General features: G+C 40.0%; 17 protein-coding genes and 1 pseudogene. 12 read left to right on the top strand and 6 right to left on the bottom strand.

The window, feature by feature from the left end; translation table 11 throughout:
- The first annotated feature begins 18 nt into the window (after positions 1-18).
- Entirely contained in the window at positions 19-1,419 is a 1,401-nt protein-coding gene (locus AC3KVK_RS13050; protein ID WP_490311604.1) for an undecaprenyl-phosphate glucose phosphotransferase, read from the top strand.
- A gap of 537 nt (positions 1,420-1,956) precedes the next feature.
- On the opposite strand, the gene AC3KVK_RS13045 is transcribed toward AC3KVK_RS13050, so the two are convergent.
- Positions 1,957-2,811: an ice-binding family protein gene (locus AC3KVK_RS13045; protein WP_490311603.1), complete on the bottom strand. Its 855-nt coding sequence runs from the start codon at positions 2,809-2,811 to the stop codon at positions 1,957-1,959.
- Between the two features lie 166 nt (positions 2,812-2,977).
- Here AC3KVK_RS13045 and AC3KVK_RS13040 point away from each other — a divergent pair, with 166 nt between their 5' ends.
- A complete protein-coding gene (locus tag AC3KVK_RS13040) occupies positions 2,978-3,961 on the top strand; it encodes a VanZ family protein (protein WP_490311602.1) in 984 nt (327 codons plus the stop codon).
- Between the two features lie 57 nt (positions 3,962-4,018).
- Here the strand turns inward: AC3KVK_RS13040 and metK are convergent, their stop codons facing one another.
- On the bottom strand, positions 4,019-5,170 hold the full coding sequence (gene metK, locus AC3KVK_RS13035) for a methionine adenosyltransferase (RefSeq protein WP_490311601.1): 1,152 nt from the start codon (positions 5,168-5,170) through the stop codon (positions 4,019-4,021).
- A 281-nt stretch (positions 5,171-5,451) separates the two neighbouring features.
- On the opposite strand from metK, the gene tkt reads away from it, so the two are divergent.
- From tkt to fba, 5 genes are all read left to right on the top strand, one after another.
- On the top strand, positions 5,452-7,443 hold the full coding sequence (tkt, locus tag AC3KVK_RS13030) for a transketolase (RefSeq protein WP_490311600.1): 1,992 nt from the start codon (positions 5,452-5,454) through the stop codon (positions 7,441-7,443).
- Positions 7,444-7,613: 170 nt separating this feature from the next.
- On the top strand, positions 7,614-8,396 hold the full coding sequence (locus tag AC3KVK_RS13025; RefSeq protein ID WP_490311599.1) for a hypothetical protein: 783 nt from the start codon (positions 7,614-7,616) through the stop codon (positions 8,394-8,396).
- A 271-nt stretch (positions 8,397-8,667) separates the two neighbouring features.
- The gene (gene epd / locus AC3KVK_RS13020) at positions 8,668-9,681 is read left to right on the top strand and encodes an erythrose-4-phosphate dehydrogenase (protein ID WP_490311598.1); all 1,014 of its coding nucleotides are present in this window, start codon (positions 8,668-8,670) and stop codon (positions 9,679-9,681) included.
- A 68-nt stretch (positions 9,682-9,749) separates the two neighbouring features.
- A complete protein-coding gene (locus tag AC3KVK_RS13015; RefSeq protein ID WP_490311597.1) occupies positions 9,750-10,925 on the top strand; it encodes a phosphoglycerate kinase in 1,176 nt (391 codons plus the stop codon).
- A gap of 184 nt (positions 10,926-11,109) precedes the next feature.
- The gene (fba, locus tag AC3KVK_RS13010; RefSeq protein ID WP_490311596.1) at positions 11,110-12,174 is read left to right on the top strand and encodes a class II fructose-bisphosphate aldolase; all 1,065 of its coding nucleotides are present in this window, start codon (positions 11,110-11,112) and stop codon (positions 12,172-12,174) included.
- A gap of 656 nt (positions 12,175-12,830) precedes the next feature.
- On the opposite strand, the gene AC3KVK_RS13005 is transcribed toward fba, so the two are convergent.
- Together AC3KVK_RS13005 and AC3KVK_RS13000 are read right to left on the bottom strand one after the other, a co-directional pair.
- Entirely contained in the window at positions 12,831-13,535 is a 705-nt protein-coding gene (locus AC3KVK_RS13005) for a helix-turn-helix transcriptional regulator (protein ID WP_490311595.1), read from the bottom strand.
- 245 nt (positions 13,536-13,780) lie between these two features.
- Positions 13,781-14,737, bottom strand: a complete 957-nt coding sequence (locus AC3KVK_RS13000; protein ID WP_490311594.1) for a methylenetetrahydrofolate reductase — start codon at positions 14,735-14,737, stop codon at positions 13,781-13,783.
- 236 nt (positions 14,738-14,973) lie between these two features.
- Between AC3KVK_RS13000 and AC3KVK_RS12995 the strand changes: the two genes are divergently transcribed.
- The 3 genes from AC3KVK_RS12995 (at position 14,974) to AC3KVK_RS12985 (ending at position 19,562) form a co-directional block, all read left to right on the top strand.
- Positions 14,974-17,901, top strand: a complete 2,928-nt coding sequence (locus AC3KVK_RS12995; RefSeq protein ID WP_490311593.1) for a M16 family metallopeptidase — start codon at positions 14,974-14,976, stop codon at positions 17,899-17,901.
- A gap of 153 nt (positions 17,902-18,054) precedes the next feature.
- Positions 18,055-18,939 carry a DMT family transporter gene (locus AC3KVK_RS12990; protein WP_490311592.1) on the top strand — a complete coding sequence of 295 codons (885 nt, stop codon included), beginning with the start codon at positions 18,055-18,057 and terminating at the stop codon, positions 18,937-18,939.
- A gap of 80 nt (positions 18,940-19,019) precedes the next feature.
- Complete coding sequence (locus AC3KVK_RS12985) at positions 19,020-19,562, top strand: DP-EP family protein (RefSeq protein WP_490311591.1); 543 nt, start codon at positions 19,020-19,022, stop codon at positions 19,560-19,562.
- 9 nt (positions 19,563-19,571) lie between these two features.
- On the opposite strand, the gene AC3KVK_RS12980 is transcribed toward AC3KVK_RS12985, so the two are convergent.
- Both AC3KVK_RS12980 and AC3KVK_RS12975 read right to left on the bottom strand, forming a co-directional pair.
- Entirely contained in the window at positions 19,572-22,076 is a 2,505-nt protein-coding gene (locus tag AC3KVK_RS12980; RefSeq protein ID WP_490311590.1) for a protein kinase domain-containing protein, read from the bottom strand.
- 177 nt (positions 22,077-22,253) lie between these two features.
- Complete coding sequence (locus tag AC3KVK_RS12975; RefSeq protein WP_490311589.1) at positions 22,254-23,438, bottom strand: MFS transporter; 1,185 nt, start codon at positions 23,436-23,438, stop codon at positions 22,254-22,256.
- A 137-nt stretch (positions 23,439-23,575) separates the two neighbouring features.
- Here AC3KVK_RS12975 and cysE point away from each other — a divergent pair, with 137 nt between their 5' ends.
- A complete protein-coding gene (cysE, locus tag AC3KVK_RS12970; protein WP_490311588.1) occupies positions 23,576-24,382 on the top strand; it encodes a serine O-acetyltransferase in 807 nt (268 codons plus the stop codon).
- Between the two features lie 77 nt (positions 24,383-24,459).
- Positions 24,460-25,381, top strand: a pseudogene (locus AC3KVK_RS12965) (YjiK family protein).
- Positions 25,382-25,415 lie beyond the last annotated feature (34 nt).

Raw genomic sequence — 25,415 nt, 5'->3', positions numbered from 1 at the left:
GCAAAATGAAGGTGTATAGTGCAAGGGAATCGAACATTAAATTATGGAACAAATAGCTATGCTTTATTTAATCGGGTGATAGATGTCTCGATTATTTTTTTATCTTTATTTTTAGTATTTAAGGTCTACCCTGTATCTGGTGATGGTGAATACCGTTTTGCATCATTACTTGTAGTGTTACTCTACGTGCTTGTTTCAGAAGCTGTTAGTCTATACCGACGCTGGCGAATAAGGCAAATTAAACAAATGCTAATTTTTGTTGTTATTCCATTGATTACTGCGTTTATTGGTTTAGTTGCAGTCGCTTTCATGCTTAAAATTAGCGATGATTATTCTCGGATAGGAATCGCACTTTGGTTTTTGTTTTGCGGCTCAGGTTTGCTAGCTTATAGAATTATTTTTTACCTTTTTAAAAAAGCGGCGATAAAACGCGGGTATTTTACTCGAAATGTGGCAATTGTAGGTGCGACAGAATCAGGTGAGCGCTTATATCAAGAAATACTAAAACATCCAGAAATGGGTATGCGTTGCATTGGTTTTTTTGATGATCGAAACAAAGAGCGTGTTGAAAAAGAGCTTCATAGTAAGTTAATAGATAACATAAATAGTTGTGTAGAATATGCAAAATCAGGTGAAGTAGAGGTATTATTTTTAGCTTTGCCTCTAATTGCACAAGAGCGGATAAAGTCAATTGTAAATCAACTTGGTGATACAACTGTAGACGTGCATTTAATTCCTGATTTTTTACTATCAAACCTGATGCACTCTCGAATTGATCATGTTGGAGAAGTTGATACTTTAAGTGTTTTTGAGTCACCTTACTACGGTGTTAAACGGATTATAAAGCGTTTGGAGGATCTGGTTATTGGGAGTGCTATCTTACTGCTTATTTCACCTTTGTTGATTTCTATTGGTGTCATGGTTCGTTTGACTTCTAAGGGTCCAGCTTTGTTTAAACAAGACCGTTACGGGCTCGGTGGCGAAAAGATTAAAGTGTGGAAATTTCGTTCAATGGTCGTTATGGAAAATTCAGATGAGGTAGTGCAAGCCACGAAAGGGGATGCACGAGTTACTAAACTTGGTGCGTTTTTGCGCAAGACCAGTTTGGATGAGCTTCCGCAATTTTTTAATGTGATTTCTGGTACTATGTCGATAGTTGGTCCTCGCCCACATGCTGTTTCCCATAATGAAGAATATCGAAAAAAAGTTGAATTTTATATGCTCCGCCATAAAGTAAAGCCAGGAATTACAGGTTGGGCACAGATTAATGGCTGGCGAGGTGAAACTGATACTCTAGAGAAAATGGAGAAAAGAGTTGAGTTTGATCTTCAATATATTAAGCATTGGTCAGTATTTTTAGATTTTAAAATCATTATTTTAACTATCTTTAAAGGGTTTATGAATAAAAATGCTTATTAAATAAAAGCTAAGAGCTTATTTTTTCTTTGCTATTCAATATTTATAAATTATAAAGACTCTGATTATTATGGGTCTTTTTTATGCCTGTAAGTTAAGGTGAGTGTTGGAGGTAAAAGTTATATAAAATTTTCAGTAGAATTTTATATGTTTTAGAGGTGAGCTAGCATTTATATCAGTCAATAGAATATTGTTATTGCTTTATTTATTGAAAGTAATTCTGAGTATGGTCGATTTAATATTAAAAATGTGGTGTTGGCTTATATTCAAATGATCCATGCAATGGTTTTGAGTTTGACTAAGGTTTTTTGTAATTGGGAAAACTTATATGCTATGTATTGTTCAGTTAAATGTGGGGACCTGCGGTTATATTACGGATAGAGATGCGCTAACTTCAGCCCTAAGGTAAAAAGTTTTCGATAAAAATTTATAGAGAACTAGCTAAATATATTACTTTGCCTGAGAGCCATATAAAGGCCATGAGGTATAAAGTGTGAAAGATGGTGAGATATCAAGAGTTTGATACTCACCTGTATAACGCTAATTTGAAAACTTTCCTAAATACTGATTTTTTCGCATAAAAGCGAAGCTAAGTAGGCCAAGCAATAATAATCCTAGGCTTGCAGGAGCCGGAATTGTTGTAATACCTGATACAGTTTGTACATTCGCAGTGATGCCACTTGCTAAAAAACGTGTTTGCTCTAGCGTTGCACCATCACCTAATGTGATGTGCATTGTCGGAGCTAAATACGTTCCACTTAAAGTTGAGCCACCTACATTTATTGCGTGAGTGAATCCATTTCCAGTTAAATTGAACAATATATTCTCGGCAGTGACACCCTCTAGCAATACTTTTGCTCCAGAGCCGATTTCAAAATTTCCAGCTACATTAATAATAAATTGATCTGAAGCGTTACCTTTGAAAGTTAATGTTTCATTACTTTCTAGTTTTATGTCGCCTGATACGTTGAAAACAGATAACTTTGAGCCAAAAGCACTTAATACTGATGTGTCTATTATATTTGAAAACACGTGGTCAGCAGTCAGGCTACTGGCATATTTAGAAGCCGTGAGCATATCTTGGTAAATAAGATCCCAGTTTAGGTTGCCTATATCTCCATTTATTTGAGAATTAGTCCCTGCTTGGCGAGTTTCGCTATACGCATTTCCATGAATCTTAACCGAACTAGCTAAAGCTAAATGATTCCGAGCCCCTACGTTTCCAAAAATTTCGGCTTCTACTCCTAAAGTATTCACTCCACCCCCATTACTTTTCCATGGGGTCCCGGCTGCAAGCAAAGTGAAATCACCAGCGGCCCCTAAGTCGATCGGAGATGAAAGAGCGTTCGAACAAGCAAAAACTAATGAACACAGCGCTAACTGTACTTTTTTCATATTGATTCCATTGTATTTTGACAACGCTGTCATTTTTGGGCGTTTGTTTTACCTAATCTATATATTATATCTCATAAATTTCACATATTGGAGGATAAATGCTCTTACTCTTCTATTTTGTGATACTTTTAGCTTATATGTTATTGATATTATCTTTATAGCTTTTATGCAAAGTAAGAAATTGGGCAAAAATAATTTTTTGAGAATGTTAGCTGTATGTTTTTTTTCTTTACCCGTTCTGTGCCTTTTATTTATTCCTATTCACCCGCAGCCATATTACGAACTGTTTATAAGTGCGCTATGGCCACTTGGTCACGTCGTTTTATTTGGAGCCTTAACTATAGGCTTGCTCTTGTGGTCTGAGCCTGTAAAGTCGCTAAGTGGCTTGATTCAGTTAGTTGTTATTATGGTAGTTACGATCACATTAGGTATAATTACGGAGTTAATACAACCATATTTTAATCGTTCGGCTCAATTCGATGATCTATTAATGAACATGGTAGGTGCTATACTTGCTTGGGTTTTTTTTAGTCGAGCCATACCGCAAGGTATTTTACTTCGAGTTAGTCAATTTTTTAGTTTAATATTTCTTTGCTATTTATTAAAGCCAGTCTATTTGGTCAGCCTTGACCATTTTCATGGGCTGCAAATATTCCCTAAATTAGTTGATTTCAATTCACCTACACAGTTGCTACGCTGGCATGCTGATCAGCCTGTATATATTTATCCAAAACACGACCTCCCAGCAATTGGTCATATTTCAGATGGGGCAGTTGAAGGTAATGTTATGGCGGTTACTTTAGTTAATCGGAAGTATACAGGGGCAGCATTAAGAGTTTTTGAAGGCAATTGGAATGGTTTTGACTTCTTAAAAGTTAATATATTTAATCCAAATCCACAGATACTAAAACTACGAATGATTATTACAGATGTTCACTATAAAAAAAATAAGCCAAATTCGAATGATCGTTTTAATCAATGGCTGGTTTCTGAACCTGGTTGGAATCAATTTGAAATAAATTTGCAAACTATACGGGATTCACTCAAAAATAGAGAAATGGATATATCTGCAATTCGAGGAGTCGATTTTTATGCTTATGGTATTGAGATACCAAAGGTAATATATTTAGGGGAAATAGAGTTACTTTGAAACATAAAAAGGCGCTCAAGGCGCCTTTTTATGCTGACAAGCTCACAGCTCAGTTATTTACAAACCAGCTGCTGTACGAAGAACATCAGCTTTGTCTGTTTTTTCCCATGGGAATTCTTCACGGCCAAAGTGACCATACGCGGCCGTTGGTTGGTAAATTGGACGCTCAAGATCAAGCATAGTTAAAATGCCGTATGGGCGAAGGTCGAAATGCTCACGAATAATTTCGATTAAACGTGCTTCATCTACTTTGCCTGTGCCGAATGTTTCAACGCTGATTGAAGTTGGCTCTGCCACACCAATCGCGTAAGAAACTTGTAGCTCACACTTGTCAGCAAGACCTGCAGCAACAATGTTTTTAGCCACATAACGTGCCGCGTACGCTGCTGAACGGTCAACTTTTGAAGGATCTTTACCAGAGAAAGCCCCACCACCGTGACGTGCCATACCACCGTATGTATCAACAATGATTTTACGACCCGTTAAACCACAGTCACCCATTGGGCCACCGATTACGAAACGACCCGTCGGGTTGATGAAAAACTTCGTAGCACTTGTTATCAATTCAGCTGGAAGAACTGGCTTGATGATAGTTTCCATTACCGCTTCAACTAAATCATCTTGCGAAATTGAATCGCAGTGCTGGGTCGATAACACAACAGCATCGATGCCAACAGCAATGCCATTTTCATACGCAAATGTTACTTGTGATTTTGCATCTGGGCGTAACCAGTTTAATTCACCACTTTTACGAACTTGTGCTTGACGCTGTACTAAACGATGAGAGTAAGTAATTGGTGCAGGCATCAATACATCTGTTTCGTTACAAGCATAACCAAACATTAAGCCTTGGTCTCCAGCGCCTTGTTCTTCAGGACGTGAACGATCAACACCTTGGTTGATATCAGGAGACTGTTTACCAATCGTATTTAGAATCGCACATGAATCAGCATCAAAACCCATATCTGAGTGGGTATAACCAATTTCACGGACTGTTTTACGTGTTAATTCTTCGATATCAACCCATGCGCTAGTAGTGACTTCACCACCTACCATGACCATACCTGTTTTAACATATGTTTCGCAGGCTACGCGTGCTTTAGGGTCTTGCTCTAAAATTGCATCTAGCACCGCATCAGAAATCTGATCGGCTATTTTATCCGGATGACCTTCAGATACAGATTCAGAAGTAAATAAATGTCTTGCCATTTTATTTATACTCTCAAAAATCGCGCCCACGTAGGTGGATTTGCGCAGGAAAAAATTTAGGCGCGTATTTTATATGAAAGTGAGTTTTTTTCATAGTGTTTTTACGCCTAGATGGCTAAATTAAATTTTTAATAACGCATTGTTATTAATAAGTAACAAACAAGCTCTATTATTGCGGGTTTTTTCATTGCTCCGACTGGTTTAATAAGTAAGAATAGGTGCATCCCCAAACTAATTGGGACTTACAACCAGCGCAAACACACTTAAAGGTAGGAGAATTCATGCCGTCTCGCAAAGAACTTGCTAATGCAATTCGTGTCTTATCAATGGACGCAGTACAAAAGGCCAATTCTGGTCACCCTGGAGCCCCGATGGGCATGGCAGACATCGCCGAAGTATTATGGCGTGATTATTTAAATCATAACCCAACCAATCCAGAGTGGGCAGACCGAGATCGATTTATACTCTCAAATGGTCACGGTTCAATGCTAATTTATTCTCTTTTACATTTAAGTGGTTATGAGCTTTCAATTGATGATTTGAAAAACTTTCGTCAAATGCACTCAAAAACGCCAGGCCATCCAGAGTATGGATATGCACCGGGTATTGAAACCACTACGGGGCCATTAGGTCAAGGGATCACTAATGCGGTTGGAATGGCGATTGCTGAAAAAGCATTGGCGGCGCAATTTAACCGTGAAGGCCATGACATTGTCGATCATTTTACCTACGCGTTTTTAGGCGATGGCTGCTTAATGGAAGGTATTTCTCATGAGGCATGTTCACTTGCAGGTACTTTAGGGCTTGGGAAACTGGTTGCTTTTTGGGATGACAATGGCATTTCAATCGATGGTGAAGTTGAAGGTTGGTTTACTGATGATACTCCGGCTCGTTTTGAGTCTTATGGTTGGCATGTTGTACGAAATGTTGATGGTCATGACAGCGAAGCTGTGCGTGCTGCAATTGATGAAGCGCGAGCGCAATCAGATAAACCAACACTGATTTGTTGTAAAACCATTATCGGTTTTGGTTCGCCGAATAAATCAGGTAGTCATGATTGCCATGGCGCACCATTGGGTGATGCTGAAATTGCTGCAGCCCGAGAGTTTTTAGGCTGGGAGCATGGCTCGTTTGATATCCCTGCTGATATTTATGAAGCATGGGACAATAAAGCAAAAGGTTCAGACTTAGAAGCAAGCTGGAATTCTAAATTTGCAGCATATAAAGCCGCCTACCCAGAACTAGCCGCTGAATTTGTCCGTCGTAATAATAATAAACTTCCCGCTGATTGGGCTGAAAAATCACAAGCCTACATTGAGCAATTACAAGCCACACCAGCGAATATCGCTTCTCGCAAAGCATCACAAAATGCTTTAGAAGCATTTGGCCCGTTGTTACCTGAGTTTATGGGCGGCTCAGCAGACCTAGCTGGTTCTAACTTAACGCTTTGGTCGGGTTCTAAAGGCTTAACGGCTCAAGATGCATCTGGGAACTATGTGTTTTATGGGGTGCGTGAGTTTGGTATGTCAGCGATTATGAATGGTATTGCCCTGCATAAAGGGTTTGTACCATACGGTGCGACTTTCCTCATGTTTATGGAATACGCGCGCAACGCAGTGCGTATGGCCGCATTAATGAAACAACCTTCAATTTTTGTGTACACTCATGATTCAATTGGTTTAGGTGAAGATGGGCCAACCCATCAGCCGGTTGAGCAAATAGCCAGCATGCGTTTAACGCCTAACCTTGATAACTGGCGTCCTTGTGACCAAGTTGAATCGGCCGTGGCTTGGAAAGCCGCGATCGAACGCAAAGACGGACCAACGTCGTTGATTTTCTCTCGTCAAAACTTAGCGCAACAAGCTCGTACCGCTGAACAATTAGCCAATGTTGCAAAAGGTGGATACGTATTGTCATGTGATGGCGAACCTGAAGTCATCTTGATTGCAACCGGTTCTGAAGTACAATTAGCGCAAGACTCAGCTGCAGAACTGCGTGCGCAGGGTAAGAAAGTCCGTGTTGTTTCAATGCCTTCGACCGATGTATTTGAGGCACAAGAGGTAGCTTATAAAGAGTCGGTACTGCCGGCAGCGGTAAGCCGTCGTGTGGCCATTGAAGCCGGTATTGCTGATTACTGGTATAAATATGTGGGCTTAAACGGTGCCGTCATTGGGATGACGACGTTTGGAGAGTCAGCCCCAGCAGGTGAATTATTCAAGCACTTTGGTTTTACGGTCGATAACATTGTCGCCAAATCACTTGAATTATTCTAAATAATTTTTTACCAACAAGAAAAGCCAGTCATAGACTGGCTTTTTTATTGATTTTTTATTGATTTTTTATTGATTTTTTTTTGTATGGTTGTATTCTTTGTGGGTACGGTGTGTTTGTATCATACGTACTTATTTGATTAAGGAAATATAATAAATTTTAAGGAAATACTATGAAATATACGCTTATAAAGTCATTGATAGTCGGTTTCTTCTTTTTAGGTTGTGCGACTGCAAATGCACAAATGAGAGTTGGTAATCATACGGTTTACTTTGAAGATCGTCATGGTAATGAAGTCGAAGTGAATTATAAAGGCTCTTATCAATATGATAACTCAAAGAAAAAATGGTTACCACTAGCGGGTAGTTATAATTTTAGTGGAAAATGTACATCCCTTTACTCATGTAATACTGGCTTTCAAAGTAGCCAGATAGCAGAAGATTTCGTCTCCGCAATTGATGCACATGCTTTTTATACTTGGGTTTTCGAAGAAGAACCGCCTTTCTGTAAGCCTGGAGAGGTCTGCCAGCAGCCGAAAAAAGGGAATGCTAGTAGGCAGCCAGCCTCAAAAGAGACGTCTGTCTCGCAAGAAATTTTAAATTGGTCTCAAGCTTTTAAGAACGGTGCAGATATTTTTAAACAGTTTTCGAGTGATGAATCTAAAGATAAAAGTAATTTTCTGATTTATAAGAAAAATGGACAAATTCATGATCTGTGCATGCCGACAGGCAATACCTGTCAATCAGTGATGGACATTGAACATGCAGATGAAAGAAGTATCGAGGCGCGAGTAACATATATTCGGTCAACTTCGACTGGTCAATCTTTAAGTGATTTCTTAGATGAAATGCTAGAATCTGGTAAGGTGTTTTCAAGTTGCCAGATTACAACAACTTGCTCAACATTATCAGATGGTTCAACCCGATGCACTAGTTCATTCAGCTGTTTCTATTAAGATAGTTTGAAATTGATAAAGCCAGTCATAGACTGGCTTTTTTATGCTTTACAAAGAACAATCAGACCTGATTGTTTCGTTGATTTGCATTGCCCTAAATTTTCTAATCTTATTATTAGATATTTTCGCTATCGAACTTGCTCAAGGTCGATTACAATAGCGCCATTCATTAAATGTAAATCTGACGTTGTTGTTCATACACTTTAAGATTCGTTTAAAGTTCGGATAATCCAGCTCAAGATAAGTAAAATCATTCGGAACCCTTATTTCGATGACAATTAGATTGGCAATAAATGGTTTTGGTCGTATTGGTCGTAATATCGTGCGTGCACTTTATGAATCAAACCAACATGATCGCTTCAAAGTGGTTGCGATTAACGAACTCGCAGAGCCACAAGGGATTGCCCACCTGCTAAAATACGACACATCTCATGGTCGGTTTAAATTTCCAGTTACTTTAGATGGGGCGACGCTCCGTGTTGCTGATGATGATATTCAACTTTTTGCAGAATCTTCGCCCGAAAAACTCCCTTGGCATGAATTAGATGTCGATGTCGTTTTAGAATGCACCGGTGTTTTTCACTCGCGCGAGCATGCGCAAATTCATCTAAATGCAGGTGCAAAGAAAGTGTTGTTTTCACAACCCGCTGATGCTGATATGGATGCGACGATTGTCTATGGTATTAACGATGACGAACTGACATCGGCGCATACCATAGTGTCGAATGGATCCTGTACCACCAATTGTATCGTGCCTGTTATTAAAGTGATTGATGATGCTTTTGGGATAGAATCAGGGGCTATTACGACAATCCATGCATCAATGCACGATCAGCAAGTGATTGATGCGTATCATCCTGATTTACGTCGAACTCGCGCAGCGAGTCAGTCGATTATTCCTGTTGATACAAAATTGGCTCGTGGTATTGAACGTATTTTACCCAAGTTCCAGAGTCGCTTTGAAGCGATTGCTGTGCGTGTGCCAACCATTAATGTCACCGCGATGGATTTGAGCGTTACGTTAAACAGTGATGTGTCGTTGGCAGATATTAATCGTGTTATTAAAGCCGCTGCAAGTGGCCGGCTGACTGGCATTTTAGATTATACCGAAGAGCCGTTAGTCTCAGTGGATTTTAATCACGATCCGCATTCTTGTATCATTGACGGAACACAGACACGTGTTAGTCATAAACGTTTAGTAAAATTATTAGTTTGGTGTGATAACGAGTGGGGCTTTGCCCACCGAATGCTCGATACCTCTTACGCCATGATGTTGGCCAAGTAGCCACAACAACTGTTTGATTAGCTCGTTTATAGTTTATAAGCGAATTTTAGTTTAAAAAGGAGCACAAGATGTCAGTCATTAAAATGGCCGATTTAGATTTAGCAGGCAAACGCGTTCTGATCCGCGAAGACTTAAATGTACCCGTTAAAGATGGCAAAGTGACGTCAGATGCACGTATTCGTGCATCTTTACCGACCATAAAATTAGCGTTAGAAAAAGGCGCTAAGGTGATGGTGATGTCGCATTTAGGTCGCCCTGTTGAAGGTGAATATGACGAAGCATTTTCGCTTGCTCCAGTCGTTGACTATTTAAATGATGTACTCGACTGCCCGGTTCGGTTAGAGAAAGATTATTTAGATGGCGTGGCTGTTGAAACGAATGAAGTGGTTGTGTTTGAAAATGTGCGTTTTAACATTGGCGAGAAAAAAGACGATGAAGTCTTGGCTAAAAAACTGGCGGCATTATGTGATGTCTATGTGATGGATGCGTTTGGTACAGCGCACCGCGCACAAGCGTCAACTCATGGCGTAGGGCTTTTTTCTCCAATCGCATGCGCAGGTCCATTACTCGCAGCTGAACTAGAAGCACTTGGCAAAGCCCTTGATAACCCAGCTCGCCCACTTGTGGCGATTGTTGGTGGCTCAAAAGTATCGACTAAATTAACAGTGCTTGATTCACTTTCTAAAATTGTTGATCAGCTGGTAACGGGCGGAGGTATTGCCAATACTTTTATCGCCGCTGCAGGTCACCCAGTTGGAAAATCATTGTATGAAGCAGATTTAATTGATGAAGCTAATAAGCTAACCGCTGATGCCAAAGCCAACAATGGCGATATTCCTGTGCCAACAGATGTCGTTGTGGGTTCTGAGTTTTCAGAGTCAGCTGTTGCAACACTCAAAGATGTCAGTGAAGTTACGGCTGATGACATGATTTTTGATATTGGTCCTGATTCAGCCAAACAGTTAGCTGCGATTATCAAAAATGCAGGCACTGTAGTATGGAATGGCCCTGTTGGGGTATTTGAATTCGATCAATTTGGTAATGGCACACAAGCGATTGCTCACGCGATTGCAGAGTCAAACGCATTTTCTATCGCTGGCGGTGGTGACACACTTGCTGCTATCGATAAATATGGCGTAGCAGATAAAATTTCTTATATTTCGACAGGTGGCGGTGCGTTCTTAGAGTTTTTAGAAGGGAAACAACTACCAGCTGTTGCGATGTTAGAATCACGCGCAAAATAAGGACTCGTCCTATACTTATTAAACACTGTGCTCTCTCTCATTTTCGTACAGTGTTTAATTTAGGGTTTTAACTAGGTGTAAAGCCCTTGATTCAGTTAAGGATCTGACTGTTTCAGAATAAATTAATCTAACCGTTCAAAACTAGATGGCAATTACATTGCTATCGCAATTGGAGAAAACCAATATGGCTTTAATCAGTATGCGTCAACTTTTAGATCACGCAGCAGAAAATGGTTATGGCGTCCCAGCCTTTAATGTCAATAACCAAGAGCAAATGCGCGCGATTATGGAAGCGGCTGACAGAACCAATAGTCCTGTGATTGTACAGGGTTCTGCTGGAGCTCGTGCTTATGCCGGTGCCCCTTTCATTCGTCATATGATTTTAGCGGCTGTAGAAGAGTGGCCACATATTCCAGTTGTGATGCACCAAGATCATGGTACATCACCTGACGTTTGCCAGCGTTCTATTCAATTAGGCTTTTCATCAGTGATGATGGATGGTTCTTTAATGTCTGATGGCAAAACACCTTCAACATATGAATATAATGTTGATGTGACTCGTCGTACTGTTGAATTAGCTCATGCGTGCGGTGTGTCTGTTGAGGGTGAGTTAGGTGTCCTCGGTTCGCTTGAAACGGGTGAAGCCGGAGAAGAAGATGGTATCGGTGCTGTAGGTAAATTAGATCTTGAGCAACTACTGACCGATCCTGAAGAAGCGGCTGATTTTGTCAATAAAACCGGTGTAGATGCTTTAGCGATTGCTTGTGGAACGTCGCATGGTGCATATAAATTTACACGCCCACCAACAGATGACATTTTAGCCATTGATCGTATCAAAGAAATTCATGCACGTATTCCAAATACCCACTTAGTCATGCATGGTTCGTCATCTGTTCCACAAGAGTGGTTAGCCGTTATTAATGAATACGGTGGAGAGATCCCTGAAACTTATGGTGTACCTGTTGAGCAAATCGTCGAAGGGATTAAGCACGGTGTTCGTAAAGTCAATATTGATACCGATCTACGTTTAGCGTCGACAGGTGCAATTCGTCGTCATTTAGCGCTTAATCCGTCTAATTTTGATCCTCGTAAGTTTTTAGCTGAAGCAACTAAAGCCATGACAGAGATTTGTATTGCACGATATGAATCGTTTGGTACAGCGGGTCAAGCTGGTAAAATTAAACCAATTTCACTTGATGAAATGCACTTGAAATATTTATCAGGTGAGCTTGCAGCTAAAGTAAAATAATAAGTATGGCGATGATGTCGATGTCTATAATTTAAATATATAAAATTATAGACTGTTATATTTTGGCTAAAAAAACCGAAAATTGATAATTTCGGTTTTTTTATGCGCTTTTACTGAGTGTTATTTGTAAAGGGCTTTACCTGATTTCTTGCTAAATGAAAGTTAGAAATACAGGGACTAAAACAGCCATGGGTTTTGTTCTTATTGAATATAGTACCTCTATAGCTGGATTGTTTTAATGTTATTAGCCCCCAGAAAGGCTATTAAACAAAGTTGAACAAGTATTCAAAATATTAATAATATTGGTATTAAAGATCCGAACTAAAATTTTTTAAGCGGTAGAACTTGCTTATAATTTATCTAATTTCAGCTGATTCTACAGTCGGTACTCATGAGATTAAGATTGGCTTTTTATTGTAAATATGTTCAGCGTAGTAAAGACAAGCAAGTAATTGAATATAGTTTTCATCGGCTTCTAAGTGGTATGGTGATTTATTTGCTATTATCTGTGGCTGGGCGTATTCATTATTATGAATAGCTCCGCGGTCACTTTGTAAAAATATAGTAAGTAATATTTTACAATAAACCGACTGTGGAAGGTTATCTAACCAAAAATTGATGATTTTCTGAATATTCAAACAAACCTGATCTCTGCCTTAGCAGATCTCAGGTTTATTAAGGATAACAGTACCTTGTTGCATTGCTCGGGGTAAAAATTTTTGCGCCCAATTGACTAGTTCTATGCGATTACGGGCATTAGTTTTTCTAAATGCGCTGTAAAGATGGGTTTTAACTGTATGGTCGCTAATATGTAGTTTTTCAGCGACATCTTTGTTTTTAGCGCCCTGTGAGATGAGATGAATAATGGTGCGCTCACGCTTGGTGAGCTTGTCTAGTGAGTCGTTGTTTTGCTCTGAAACCTCATATTTAGGTTGTTGGGCGAGTAAATTACCAAACGCCTTACAAATAGAGCTACGCTTAAACCACAATTCATTATTTAAAATTTTATTGATCCCTTTTAGTAGAATATCAGGAGTATCATCATGGTAGAACACACCCTTGACATTAGCCATCAACAATAATTGTTCTGATATTTCTTCTTGCTTAGCATTGTAAACAATCACACGATGATCTCTGGCGAGCAACATGAGATGTGCTGGCAGCATTTCATTCCAGGGGGTGTCTCGCGCGCATATCAAATAAAGATTTTCTATTTTAGCTTCATCTAATTCAGGTAAATTAGTGTCGACTTTGACATTACAACACATTGTTTCTAGCACTTTCAGTAGCACATTGATCGTATTGGATTCTTGATAGTGTGACGATACTTGCAGATATACATTTGACTCTTGCCAATTCACTTATAACTTCCTTTTATAGGTTGTATAGATTTTTGAAAGCGGGTTACCAGCGTATTTAAATTGGAAACTAATGTAAAATAATAAGCTAGATTTTTATGCTATATAAAAGCAGGCAAAAATCACATCGCGTTATAGATAGAGTAATTTATCTATATGACAACGCTGTTATTTATGTGGTAATAGCGCAAGGTCTAAAACCTAACCTTGGGGTAAAGGTTAGGTTTTTTGAGTTGCTTTAAGATGGGTTAAGCAATTTGTTTTTCGGCTAGGTTGAGCTCCATTGTCGCTTTAAGTAACCGGTATAAATTGATGGATGCATCAATTTCTTCTTTACGGTTGGTTAAGCTTTCAATATTTAAACCCAACGGCACATCTAGGTGGGCGCAACTACGTAAAATCTGGTTTAAATTTTCACGGCAAATACGAATCGATTCATTAAGTGAATCTTCGGCATCTAACATGCGCCATTTTGTCGCTTCAGGGACTGCAATACCTAACCACTGCATAAATTGCAGGGTTTTTTCACCGCCGCAGGGGGTGAAGGTTAAGATCACACGGTTAGGTTTAATGCCTTCTTGGCGGCATGTTCTGGCATAACTGGTGATTAAATCAATGGTTGCCTGCGCATCATAAACAGCTTGCGAAATAAAGAATTGGCAGCCTTGTTGGGTTTTTTCGATCAAACGCGTATGTTCATTCCGCTTTGAGGCATGGCGCTCTGCAATCGTCACGCCGCCTAAGAAAAAATCTTGTTCGCTGTCAGCCAATGTTTGATAGGCATCAGGTAAGCTCAGTTTGATGTCGCCTTCTGAAGAAGGACTGCCGACTAACACTAAATTTTTCAGATTGAATACTTGCTTGGTTTCGTTTAACCAGTCTTTAAATTCTGTCACCCCACGCTGGGCGACACTTTTATAGGTAATGACATCAAGTTTAGATAATTTACTTAAAAGTTGACTGTACTTACGCGGGTCAACCGTTTGTTTAAATGGAAAGGGGCGAGGGGCACTGATGCGGCTGCTTTCGTCTTGAATATCGTAAATAACAACACCATCGTATTCAATTTCATGCAGACGGCTCAATAATTTATTGGCGATGGTTTCTAATTGTGCATTATCGGTATCAATTTTAGGTGGAGTAGTACCAATAAGGTAAACACCTTGATTTGCATCTTCAATTTTCTCTTGTAGCGATAATGCCATGACCTTGCCCTAACTTAATTCAATCTATGGCAACTAATATAGCAGCCATTTAGACGTCTATATAGATTTTTTTTAGTGAAAGTTTTTCATTAAAGTTGAATAAAATTCATATTGAAGGAGAGGGCTGTTAGTCAAACGACACATCTATTTACAAACTTTCATCGTAATCAGTCGCGTAATAATCAATGCTTGAGCATAATAGGCCGCGATATAACAAAAACACTTAAGGGATCACCATGAAATTTAAACTTTTAGCGACCAGCTTGGCAGTGTCTGCCATTTTATCGGGCTGTGTTGTCCATGTAGATGCAGGTAACAAACGAGATAATCAAGCAACCGAGCAAGCTACTTATACGGTTGAACAAAATAATAACAAACGACAGGCCAGCAGCCACAGTAGCGATAAAGTGTTTTCGCATAACTATGTATTAGAAGAGCTGCCAAATGGTTTACGTGTCATGGTGGTTAAAACAGATTACCCAGATGTTGTATCGCTGCAAATACCTGTTTCGGTCGGCTCACGTAACGAAGTGGAAGCGGGCAAAACAGGTTTCGCTCACTTTTTTGAACATATGATGTTTAAAGGGTCAGAAAAATACCCGCAAGATGTGTACTCGGATATTTTAAAAAACTCAGGGGTGGATAACCGTGCTTACACCACCAATGATTACACTAATTATCACCTGAATTTTTCAAAAGAGCATTTAAATAAAGTACTCGAAATAGAAGCAGATATTTTCCAAAACTTGTCGTATACCGAAGAACAATTTCGTACCGAAGCTTTAACTGTTAAGGGTGAATATTTAAAAAATAATGCCAGCCCAATTCGTAAGTTACTTTCTGCAGTTCGAAACGAAGCGTTTGAAAAACATACCTATAAACATACCACCATGGGCTTTTTTGAAGATATTGAAGCCATGCCAGATCAAATGGTGTATGGACAAGAGTTCTTTGAAAAATTTTATAAGCCTGAGTATGTATCGTTAGTGATTGTGGGTGATGTCGACCCACAAGAAACCATGAAAATGGTGAAAAAACATTGGGGAAATTGGCAAAAAGGCGATTATGTCGCCGATATTCCGGTTGAGCCAAAACAGCAAGCAGCTAAATACATCCATGAGAAAAATGATGGCTTACCAGGTCATTGGTTATTAGTGTCGTATAAAGGCACGGCATGGCAGCCCAAGCAAAAAGATCGCGCAGCGCTTGATTTAATCTCTCAGCTTTATTTTTCAAATAACTCAGCACTGTATCAAGACTTAGTGGTTGATAAACAAATTGCCAGCCAAATGTTTACATACAACGCGGAAACCAAAGATCCGGGTTTATTACATGTCTTTGTTAAAGTTGAAAAAGAGCAAGACTTAGCGGTCGTGCGTGATGCGATTAACCAAACTTATGCCAAAGCGCGTACCGAGTTGGTAGATGCAGGTAAACTTGCGAGCTTAAAATCAAACTTGAAATACAGCTTTGTCGGTGGGCTTGATTCATCTGAAGCGATTGCGTCGACACTTGCGTCTTACATGCACTTTGAGCGTGATCCAGAAGTCATTAACGACCTGTATGCCTCAGCTGATGCGATTACAGCACAAGACATCAAAGATATTGCCAACCAATACTTTGTTGATGAAGCGCGCACCACAGTGACCATGTCTGATTTAGCGCGCATTGAAGGGTTTGAAAAAGAGGTGAGCCTCAATCAGTTGGTAAATGATATCAACAATAAGCCGACAGAAGTCGCGTTTAATGTCCTTGATAAGAGCAATGATTCACCGCTGGTGGATGTAAACTTTTTATTTTACACCGGCGCTGCGGCTGATCCGGCTGGTAAAAAAGGGTTAGCGGCATTAACTGCTAGCTTATTGTCGCAAGGTGGATCACAAAGCCGCTCATATAACGACATTAAAAAAGCCATGTATCCGATTGCAGGTAGTTTTGGCGCTCAGCTAGATAAAGAAATGATTTCGTTACGTGGTCGTGTTCATAAAGACAATGCTGCTGCATGGTATGCGTTGGTGAGCGATCAATTGCTGAATCCAGGTTTTCGTGAAGAAGACTTCAAACGCCTGAAAAAAGAGCAAATAGATGGCTTAAAGTCAGGCTTAAAAGCATCTAACGATGAAGAGTTGGGTAAAGAAGTGCTGTATCACAAGTTGTATCAAGGTCATGCCTATGAAAGCTACAACTATGGCGACTTATCTGATTTAGAATCAATTACTTTGGATGATGTTAAAGCGTTTTATAAAACGCAATTCACCCAAGCTAAATTGAATTTAGGGATCACTGGCGCATTACCAGCTAAAGTGAAAGCGACGATGCTGCAAGACTTATCTGGCTTGCCAAAAGGCGATGAAAAGCGTTTAACCATCGCGGACGCGCCTAAATTATTAGGCCGACATGCATCCATTGTAGAAAAAACCGCTAAGTCGACCGCAGTGTCGTTTGGTTTCCCTATCGAGACGATTCGTAGTGACAAAGATTGGGCTGCTCTTTGGTTGGTTCGCTCTTACTTTGGTGAACACAGAAGCTCGAACAGTTTCTTGTATCAACGAATTCGCCAAACGCGCGGTATGAACTATGGCGATTATTCTTACATTGAATACTTCCCACGTGGTAGCTTCCAAACCAAGCCGGATGCAAACTTAGGCCGCTCTGAGCAAATCTTCCAAGTGTGGTTACGCCCACTGCGCTCTAATAACGATGCGCATTTTGCTACCCGTACTGCAATGTTTGAACTTGATAAACTAATCAAGGACGGCATGAGTGAAGAGAATTTTTCTGCAACCCGTAATTTCTTAGTTAACTTTGTACCGCAATTAGTAGCAAGCCAAGATCGCCAACTCGGTTATGCCCTCGATAGCCAGTTCTATCAAACGGATGAGTTTGTAAGTTATGTGCGCAAGCAACTTGCCAGCTTAACGGTTGAAGATGTAAACCGCGTTATTCGTGACAACTTACAAACCGATAATATTCAGTTTGTATTTGTAACCGGTGATGGTAAAGATATGGCAAAACGCTTAACCACTGAGCAAGTGTCGCCGCTGAAATATAATTCAGATAAACCAGCAGCGCTTATTAATGAAGATAAAATCATTGAAAGCTACACGCTAAAACTGAATAAAAAACACGTTGAAGTGCTCGACATCGAAAAAGTGTTTTTATAATTAAGCAATAAACGAGCTTAACAATAAAAGCCCGCGTATATCGCGGGCTTTTTTATTATGATGACGTAAATGGATAGCGGATGTTGTTTATTGCTTTGTTGTCATATCGTTATTGATTAACATAGTGCTTTTATCATTTACGATGAATTCATCATGCAGTATTTAATTGTGGTCACTGGCCTTTGGGCGTTTTCGTTTAGCTTGATTGGTGTGTATTTAGCCGGGCAGGTTGACTCGTGGTTTGCGGTGCTGATGCGGGTAGGATTAGCTGCATTGGTCTTTTTACCTTTTTTGCGTTTGGCTGAGCTTAGTAAAACCTTGGTTATGAAACTCATGGCGATAGGTGCGGTGCAATTAGGGTTAATGTACGGCTTTTATTATCACTCATTTTTGTATTTAACTGTGCCAGAAGTGCTGCTCTTTACGGTAATGACTCCTGTGTATATTACCTTGATTAATGATGTACTTGAGCGTCAATTTCATCTGCATTTTTTAGTGTCAGCGTTACTGGCGGTGTTAGGTGCGGTGACGATTCGTTATCAGGGCGTTGATAGCGGATTTATTACGGGTTTTTTATTGGTGCAAGGCGCTAACCTGTGTTTTGCGATTGGACAGGTAAGTTACAAACGCGTGATGTTACAGCTAAGTCAATCACATTCACAGCCACTCAAACAACATCAGATTTTTGGCTGGTTTTTTATTGGTGCTTTTTTTGTCGCGTTAATTTGTTATGCATTATTTGGTGATGCCTCGCAACGACCAAACACACTGTTGCAGTGGGGAGTGTTAGTGTACTTAGGCATTGTGGCTTCAGGGCTTGGTTTCTTTGCATGGAATAAAGGGGCAACACTTGTTGATGTCGGCACATTAGCAGTGATGAATAATGTACTTATCCCTGCGGGAATAATCGTCAACCTGACACTGTGGGATCGCGAGGCCGATATACTGCGACTGGTGATTGGAGGAGGTATTATTATGTCGAGTTTATGGGTGAATCGCTATTTTGAGAAAAATAAAAGACTGTCGATCTGTAAGTAGTGGCGGTGTTATTGAATGTAATATCTTATTGTTAAAATGTTTTGAATAATCACATCTCATAAATCAAAAAGGAAGCATCCATGAGTAATAAAAATAATAATGTAATCGTTGTCAATCCGATCAATACGGTATATCAAATTTCGCCTAGCGTGAACGAGCCGTGGGTTTTATCGCAAAATGGCCAACCAATGGCTGAGTCTGTGCTGATCCAGTTTGAGGATTACACAGATCCTATCATGAAAAAGTTCGAAGAACTCACTGCACCTTTTCAACAAGCTGTACTCATAATCGAGATCCATGATGACTTAAAACAAGGATGGAGTTTTTATGGTAATGGCATTGAGTATGTCCAAGCTATTGATAATTGCAATTATAATTTGAACTCTACGGTATCAAGTGACAAAAAAGCGCTCATTCTCACAATCACAAATGTTGGGAAGACCGAGGTATTTAGCCCTAACCCGAATGAAAACTTAACCAATGTGATTAAAGTTGAAGTGCTTAATGAAGATAAAGGGCTTGCGGTTAATTTCCGTTACGTTGCACAAAATCATGCAGATAATGGGATTTATATGTCACAAGATCCCGCAATCGCCATTAGAAGACCACCCGTCGAAATGTAAGCTTGGGAGTTATAAACAAAACGTATTTACCTTCAGACTAAATGCATTAAATTGGCATAAAGGTTGATACCAAGGAAGTTGAAACCATGCGATAGGGTAGCCTTGCTGAATGGATTCTTCAAAGTTAACTAACGCAGACTCAAATTGTTTGGCATTGGTATTAACTAAAGTGGCGGTATAGAAATAAAGCGGTTTGTTATCATTATTTAAAATAACCGAGTTAAGCATTTTAAGTGCGTGCATATGGTCACCGACTTGGCTGTATGCTTGCGCTTTTTCTAATAAGTCTTGTGCACTGGGTTGTTCAATCACCTTATTGATGATTTGCAGGTATTGGTGTTTGGCTGTCTGAGTTTTACCGTTTACGGTCAGTAAATCGGCATAATTGAGCTTGAAATTTGTATTGTCCGGTGCGATGGCGACGGCTTTTTCTGCAAATTCCAGTGCATTTTTTGGTTGTTGATCCATCCAAAGTGCCAAGCTTAAATTGGTATAATCAACGGGGCTTTGTGAGTGTTCAATAAATGAGTAGTAATGTTTAATGCTTTTTTTATACTCGCCTTTAGCCATATAAATATCAGCAAGCAGCTGATTAGCAAAAATATCATCTGGTAAGACAGTGACAATTCGCATCGTCTCGTTCAATGCCTGCGCCAAGTTATTTTCTAAGTAATACAAGTACGCCAGTGATTTCCTGAGTGTTAGTGTTGGCTTAAGTGCCAAAGATTGCAAATAGAACTGTTTAGCTTCAGTGAGTTGATTTTGGTTGTGATGCCATTTACCCAATAAGCTGTAATAGTAACTCGGGTCTTTAATTTTTAATTGCTCGATTATGTTGCGTGCTTTCGGCCAGTCTTTTTTTGCCTGATATAAGCTAAACAAATCAATTATATAGCTTTCAGTTTGTTTGTATTGACTGGGGGAGGCCGCTAACAGGTCGTCCAGTCTATCTAGATGTGCAGGGTTCCCATCGATGTGATAGGTATTGAGTGCTATTTCTCGATACAAACTATACGCCGTATAAATATTGGTATTTTGTGTCAGTAAAGTATCGAGTTGCGCTAAGGCATTGCGATCACTGGTTCTGGTTATTTCACCATTTAAAAAAGCCTGCTTAATGGCTAAGTATTCTTGATAATTTTGCTCATCACCACTGGTTATTTTATTTTGGGGTTGCAGGTTCGTTGTGATTTGCTCGAGCAGCAGTTGGCTAAACGTATACAAACTGGTGTAGCTTTCAACATTCAGGCGGCCAGATTTTTCGTTGTCGACATACCATGTTGGCCCTCTGTAAGAGTGTAATTTGACTTGGCAAAATACCTTTTCACAGCGAATCGTTGGACGGATAATTGTCGAGGCTCCTAACTCGTCACCAGCAATGGCGAGTTGTTCGCTTTGGCTTTTGGTGGTCATTTTTGCTATCAAACGCGCGTCTGCTTCAGGTAGTAATTTATAGTGTTCATTTTGAATAAAGTACTGGCTTAACGCATCGTCGATAGTAAGAGTAAAATTTGCTTCGACTGCATTGAGTGCAGTGGTCGGCAATAATAAAACCGTTTCTTTCTCTTTGGGAAGCGAAAACCAATACCACCCAGCAGTAAAAATTAAAATTAGGCTCAGGAATCCAGCGACACTTTTTTTGTGTAAAGCTTTCGAGGGGGGAACGTTTGGCAGTACTTTTGTCATAGCCAAAGTGTCGTCATGTGCCATTTCAAATTGGCGTTCGAGTTCGCGCAATCGAGTTAATACTTCTTGGCTACTGTTGGGGCGCAGCTGTTTTTTGACTTCGACTAATTGATTGAGTAATTGTGCGAGTTCTTCAGGAAGAAGCGGGAGCAAAGCTTGGGCATCGAGTTTGGGTTGATTAAACATGTCACCATTTAGACTACTTTGTTTGGTGACATACGGATGGCGCTGATAAAACATATCAAAAGCAAGTAAACCTAAACAAAACAAGTCGCTATGCTGATCGAGGGGCTGGTCGTTTAAGTGCTCAGGAGACGCACTCAGCTGGGAGCCATAATTTATTTGATTTGGCAGGGGATTGTGTGTGCTGATGCTAATGCCAAAGTCGACTAATTTGACTTCGTTCTGCAAGTTAATAATGATATTGCTACTTTTTAAATCACAATGAAATACACCACGTTGATGGGCATGAACTAATGCTTGGCATATTTGCGTTACAATATTCAGTTTTTGTTTTTCGGTCAAAACAGCGGTTTTTAGATGTTGTTTTAAGGTTTTGCCTTCAATCAGCTCCATGATGATCAGAGTATGTGCTGAGTACGCCAACACATCGTAAACTTGTACGATGTTTGGATGATTTAGCGCGGCTAAATTTTTTGCTTCTAATTGACTATGTGGTTGGTCGGCTAATGAACATACTTTAATTGCAATAGGGCGATTGAGCCGAGAGTCATGTCCTAAGTAGACTTCACCCATGCCGCCTTTGCCGATAGGCTCACAAATGGTGTATCCCTTTGTTGCTATAAACTCAGCTAACCCATCAATCACAACACGATCCTTTTAATACACGCTATTTGTTAGTGCCGATTAAGGCTAGTTTTGAGACTCGCTAAAACCTTAAGCAAAAAACGTGCAATATAATTATAACGCAGAGCTAATTTATACCATTTGTCTGTGTTGAAGCAAAGGCATTTCCCTGCGACAAGCGTTGTAATTAATGGAAACTTAATCTTGATTAGCCATTTGAAGCTGTTGGCTTTTTTCGTTTGATTTGAATTTTAATAATAAAGCGATAACCAAACACAGAGGCACAATCGAGACGCTATTCAGTGTTTGAAAGCCCACCGTGTTTTCTAGCCAACCAGCACCTAAGGCTGAAGCGGTGACCATACTAAATACTAAAAACTCATTGGCCGCTTGGCTTTTGGCTTTTTCGCTTGCTCGGTAGGTTTGCGATACCATTTGTGTGGCGGCAATAAACATGAAATTCCAACCGACACCGAGCGCAAATAAAGCCAGTAAAAAGTGGGTGTGGCTAACGCCTAGTAAGTTAATCGCGATGCACAGAAGCATCAGTGCAGCACCCAATAGCATGGTATGTGATTGCCCTATTTTCTCAATCAATTTACCAGTGAAAAATGAGGGTAAAAACATGCCCAATACATGCCATTCAATCACCAAGGCTGATTGCGCTAAATCAAAGCCATGGCGATGCATCGCCAGTGGTGTTGCTGTCATCAATAAATTCATTATTGTGTAAGAAACCATTGCAACAAAAGCGGCGACGATAAATTGCTCTTGCGCCAAAATGCTTTTGAGTGGGCGAGCAGGGCCAACTTCACCTTGAACGTGTGTTGTCGTAAAGCGAACGAATTGGAGTAACACTATGGCGAAGCAATATAGTGCAGTGAGTGCCAAAAAAGTGGCGCTGTAATTAATCGAGTCGAAGTGATGATCGACCCAAATCGCTAAATTAGGGCCTATAATTGCAGCAACGACACCGCTGGCCATGATCAAAGAAATCGCTTGGCTGGGTTTATCTGGGCACGCTTCAATGGCGGCAAAGCGGTAAAGCGTGGCAAAGCCAATACCGATACCAATCAAACCCGTAGCCAAACAAAATAAAACAAAAGAATGATGTTCAAGGGCGTACCATCCAAGCAGTGCTCCACTGATCCCGATGCAGTTTCCTATTGTAAAACCCAGCTTACGGCCGGTTTTGGCCATCAATAACGAAGCTGGAATAGTCGCCAGCAGTAGGCCAAAGCATTGCGTTGCAACAGGCAGCGTAATCCATACAGTGCTTGGACTAATTTTTTGCCCAATTAATGCGGTGATAGCGACCAGCATGATATTTCCGGTCACAATTAGACCTTGGCACAGAGCTAAAATAATAACGTGGCGATTCACAATGATCCTTAAACATTTCGGTTGTGGCCTTAAAACTGTTGGTTATAAGGCATAACGACAGGGCGTAATGAAGCTAAACACTTTAATCAATATTTAAGCTAAACTAAAGCCCATTTTATTTTCAGGTTAATGCTTGTATGAGACACCAAATTTGGCAGCAATTAAAAGTAGAAGCAACAGAGTTAGTTAAAAAAGAACCTTTGTTAGCGAGTCATGTCTATTCATGTATATTAAATCATGAATGTTTAGGCTCAGCACTGAGCTTTATTGTTGCTAATAAGTTGTCTGATGCAGTTGTTTCGGCCTTTACGTTTCGAGAATTATTTGATCAAGCATTTGTTGATTGTGACCGTATGCTAACCCATGTATCACATGATATAAAAGCGGTAAAAGATCGCGATCCTGCTGCTGACAGTTATTTAACGGTGTTATTAAATTTAAAAGGTTTCCAATCGATTCAAGTACATCGTTTAGCGCATTGTTTGTGGCGTCAGGACCGTAAAGAGCTGGCTCGGTTTATTCAAAGTCGCAACTCAGAAGTGTTTGGTGTGGATATTCATCCAGCGTGTAAAATAGGGCATGGCATTATGTTTGACCATGCAACTGGCATCGTGATCGGCGAAACCGCAGTAATCGAAGATAATGTATCTATTTTGCAAGGGGTGACCTTAGGTGGGACAGGCAACGAGCAAGGTGATCGCCATCCTAAAATTCGCGAAGGCGTGATGATAGGTGCTGGTGCTAAAGTGCTTGGTAATATTGAAGTCGCTGAAGGTGCGCGCATTGGTGCAGGCTCCGTGGTGTTAAGTCCTGTGCGTGCGCATACGACGGTCGTCGGCGTTCCGGCTAAAGTGGTAGGCAGACCTTGCAATCGCCCAGCTGAAACGATGGATCAAAACGTATTAGCGCTCGCAGACGATTCATTGACCAGTGCGTGGTTGTGATGTTGTTTAGCTAATCTTATTTTAGAGGGTCAGAGTTTTCTGGCCTTTTTTATTGTTAGTTTTTAAAAGTGAACACGATGCGTTTAGTGGCCAAAAAAATTGCTCAGATAGTCTTGTTACTTGTTGTGCTACTGAGTGTGTTTATTATTTATCAAATTTATTATTTGTATCAGTTCAAAATCGCCGATATGGATGACAAAGTACGCGAAATATCCGGAATTGAGTTTGATAAAAAAACAAAGGCTCTGGGCAATAAATGATGGTGGTGGAGGCCCATTTTTGCATCAACTCGGGGTTGATGGTCAAGTGGTGCGCTCCATTGAAATTACCAATGCAAGAAACCTTGATTGGGAAGATATGACCCAAAATGATTTTGGTCATTTTTTTATTGGTGATTTTGGCAATAATGATCAAAAACGCGAATGGTTAACGATTTATAAAATTGAAAACCCAATTGATATTAAAGGCGATACCACGCAAGCAGCGATCAATAAATTTAATTACCCTGCGTTTAGCGATGCCACAGAAAAAAGTGCACAAGGCATCCATGATTTAGAAGCATTTGTGTCCTTTAATCATTCGCTTTATCTCTTTACCAAAAACCGTACCTCTGCGTTTGATGGTCAAACCCATATTTTTAAAATTGGCGATCATGCCAATAATTTTGCGGCGCAAAATATTAGCTCTTTTACGACTTGCACTGATGTGAAGTTATTGTGTTGGGTGACATCGGCGGCTTTGAGTCCAGATCGAACTAAGCTCGTTTTACTCGATTCACAACGTTTGTGGTTCTTTGAAAATTGGTCTGGTGATGACTTTTTTAGTGGAGAGGTGTCGCAAATTGACTTGGGGATCGTGACGCAAAAAGAGTCGGTGACCTTTTATGATAATCAGACCCTTATTTTTACCGACGAAAATTTTAATGGGGTAGGGGGCAATGCTTATAAAATTAACCTTGCTGAAATGCCAATAAAAAAACGTATAAAAACAACTCAGTAAAAAGTTGTACCATAAAGTAAAACAATGTTTACAA

The sequence above is a fragment of the Pseudoalteromonas sp. J2K-J979 genome, assembly GCF_058169715.2.
This window is presented reverse-complemented; position numbering and strand designations above follow the sequence as displayed.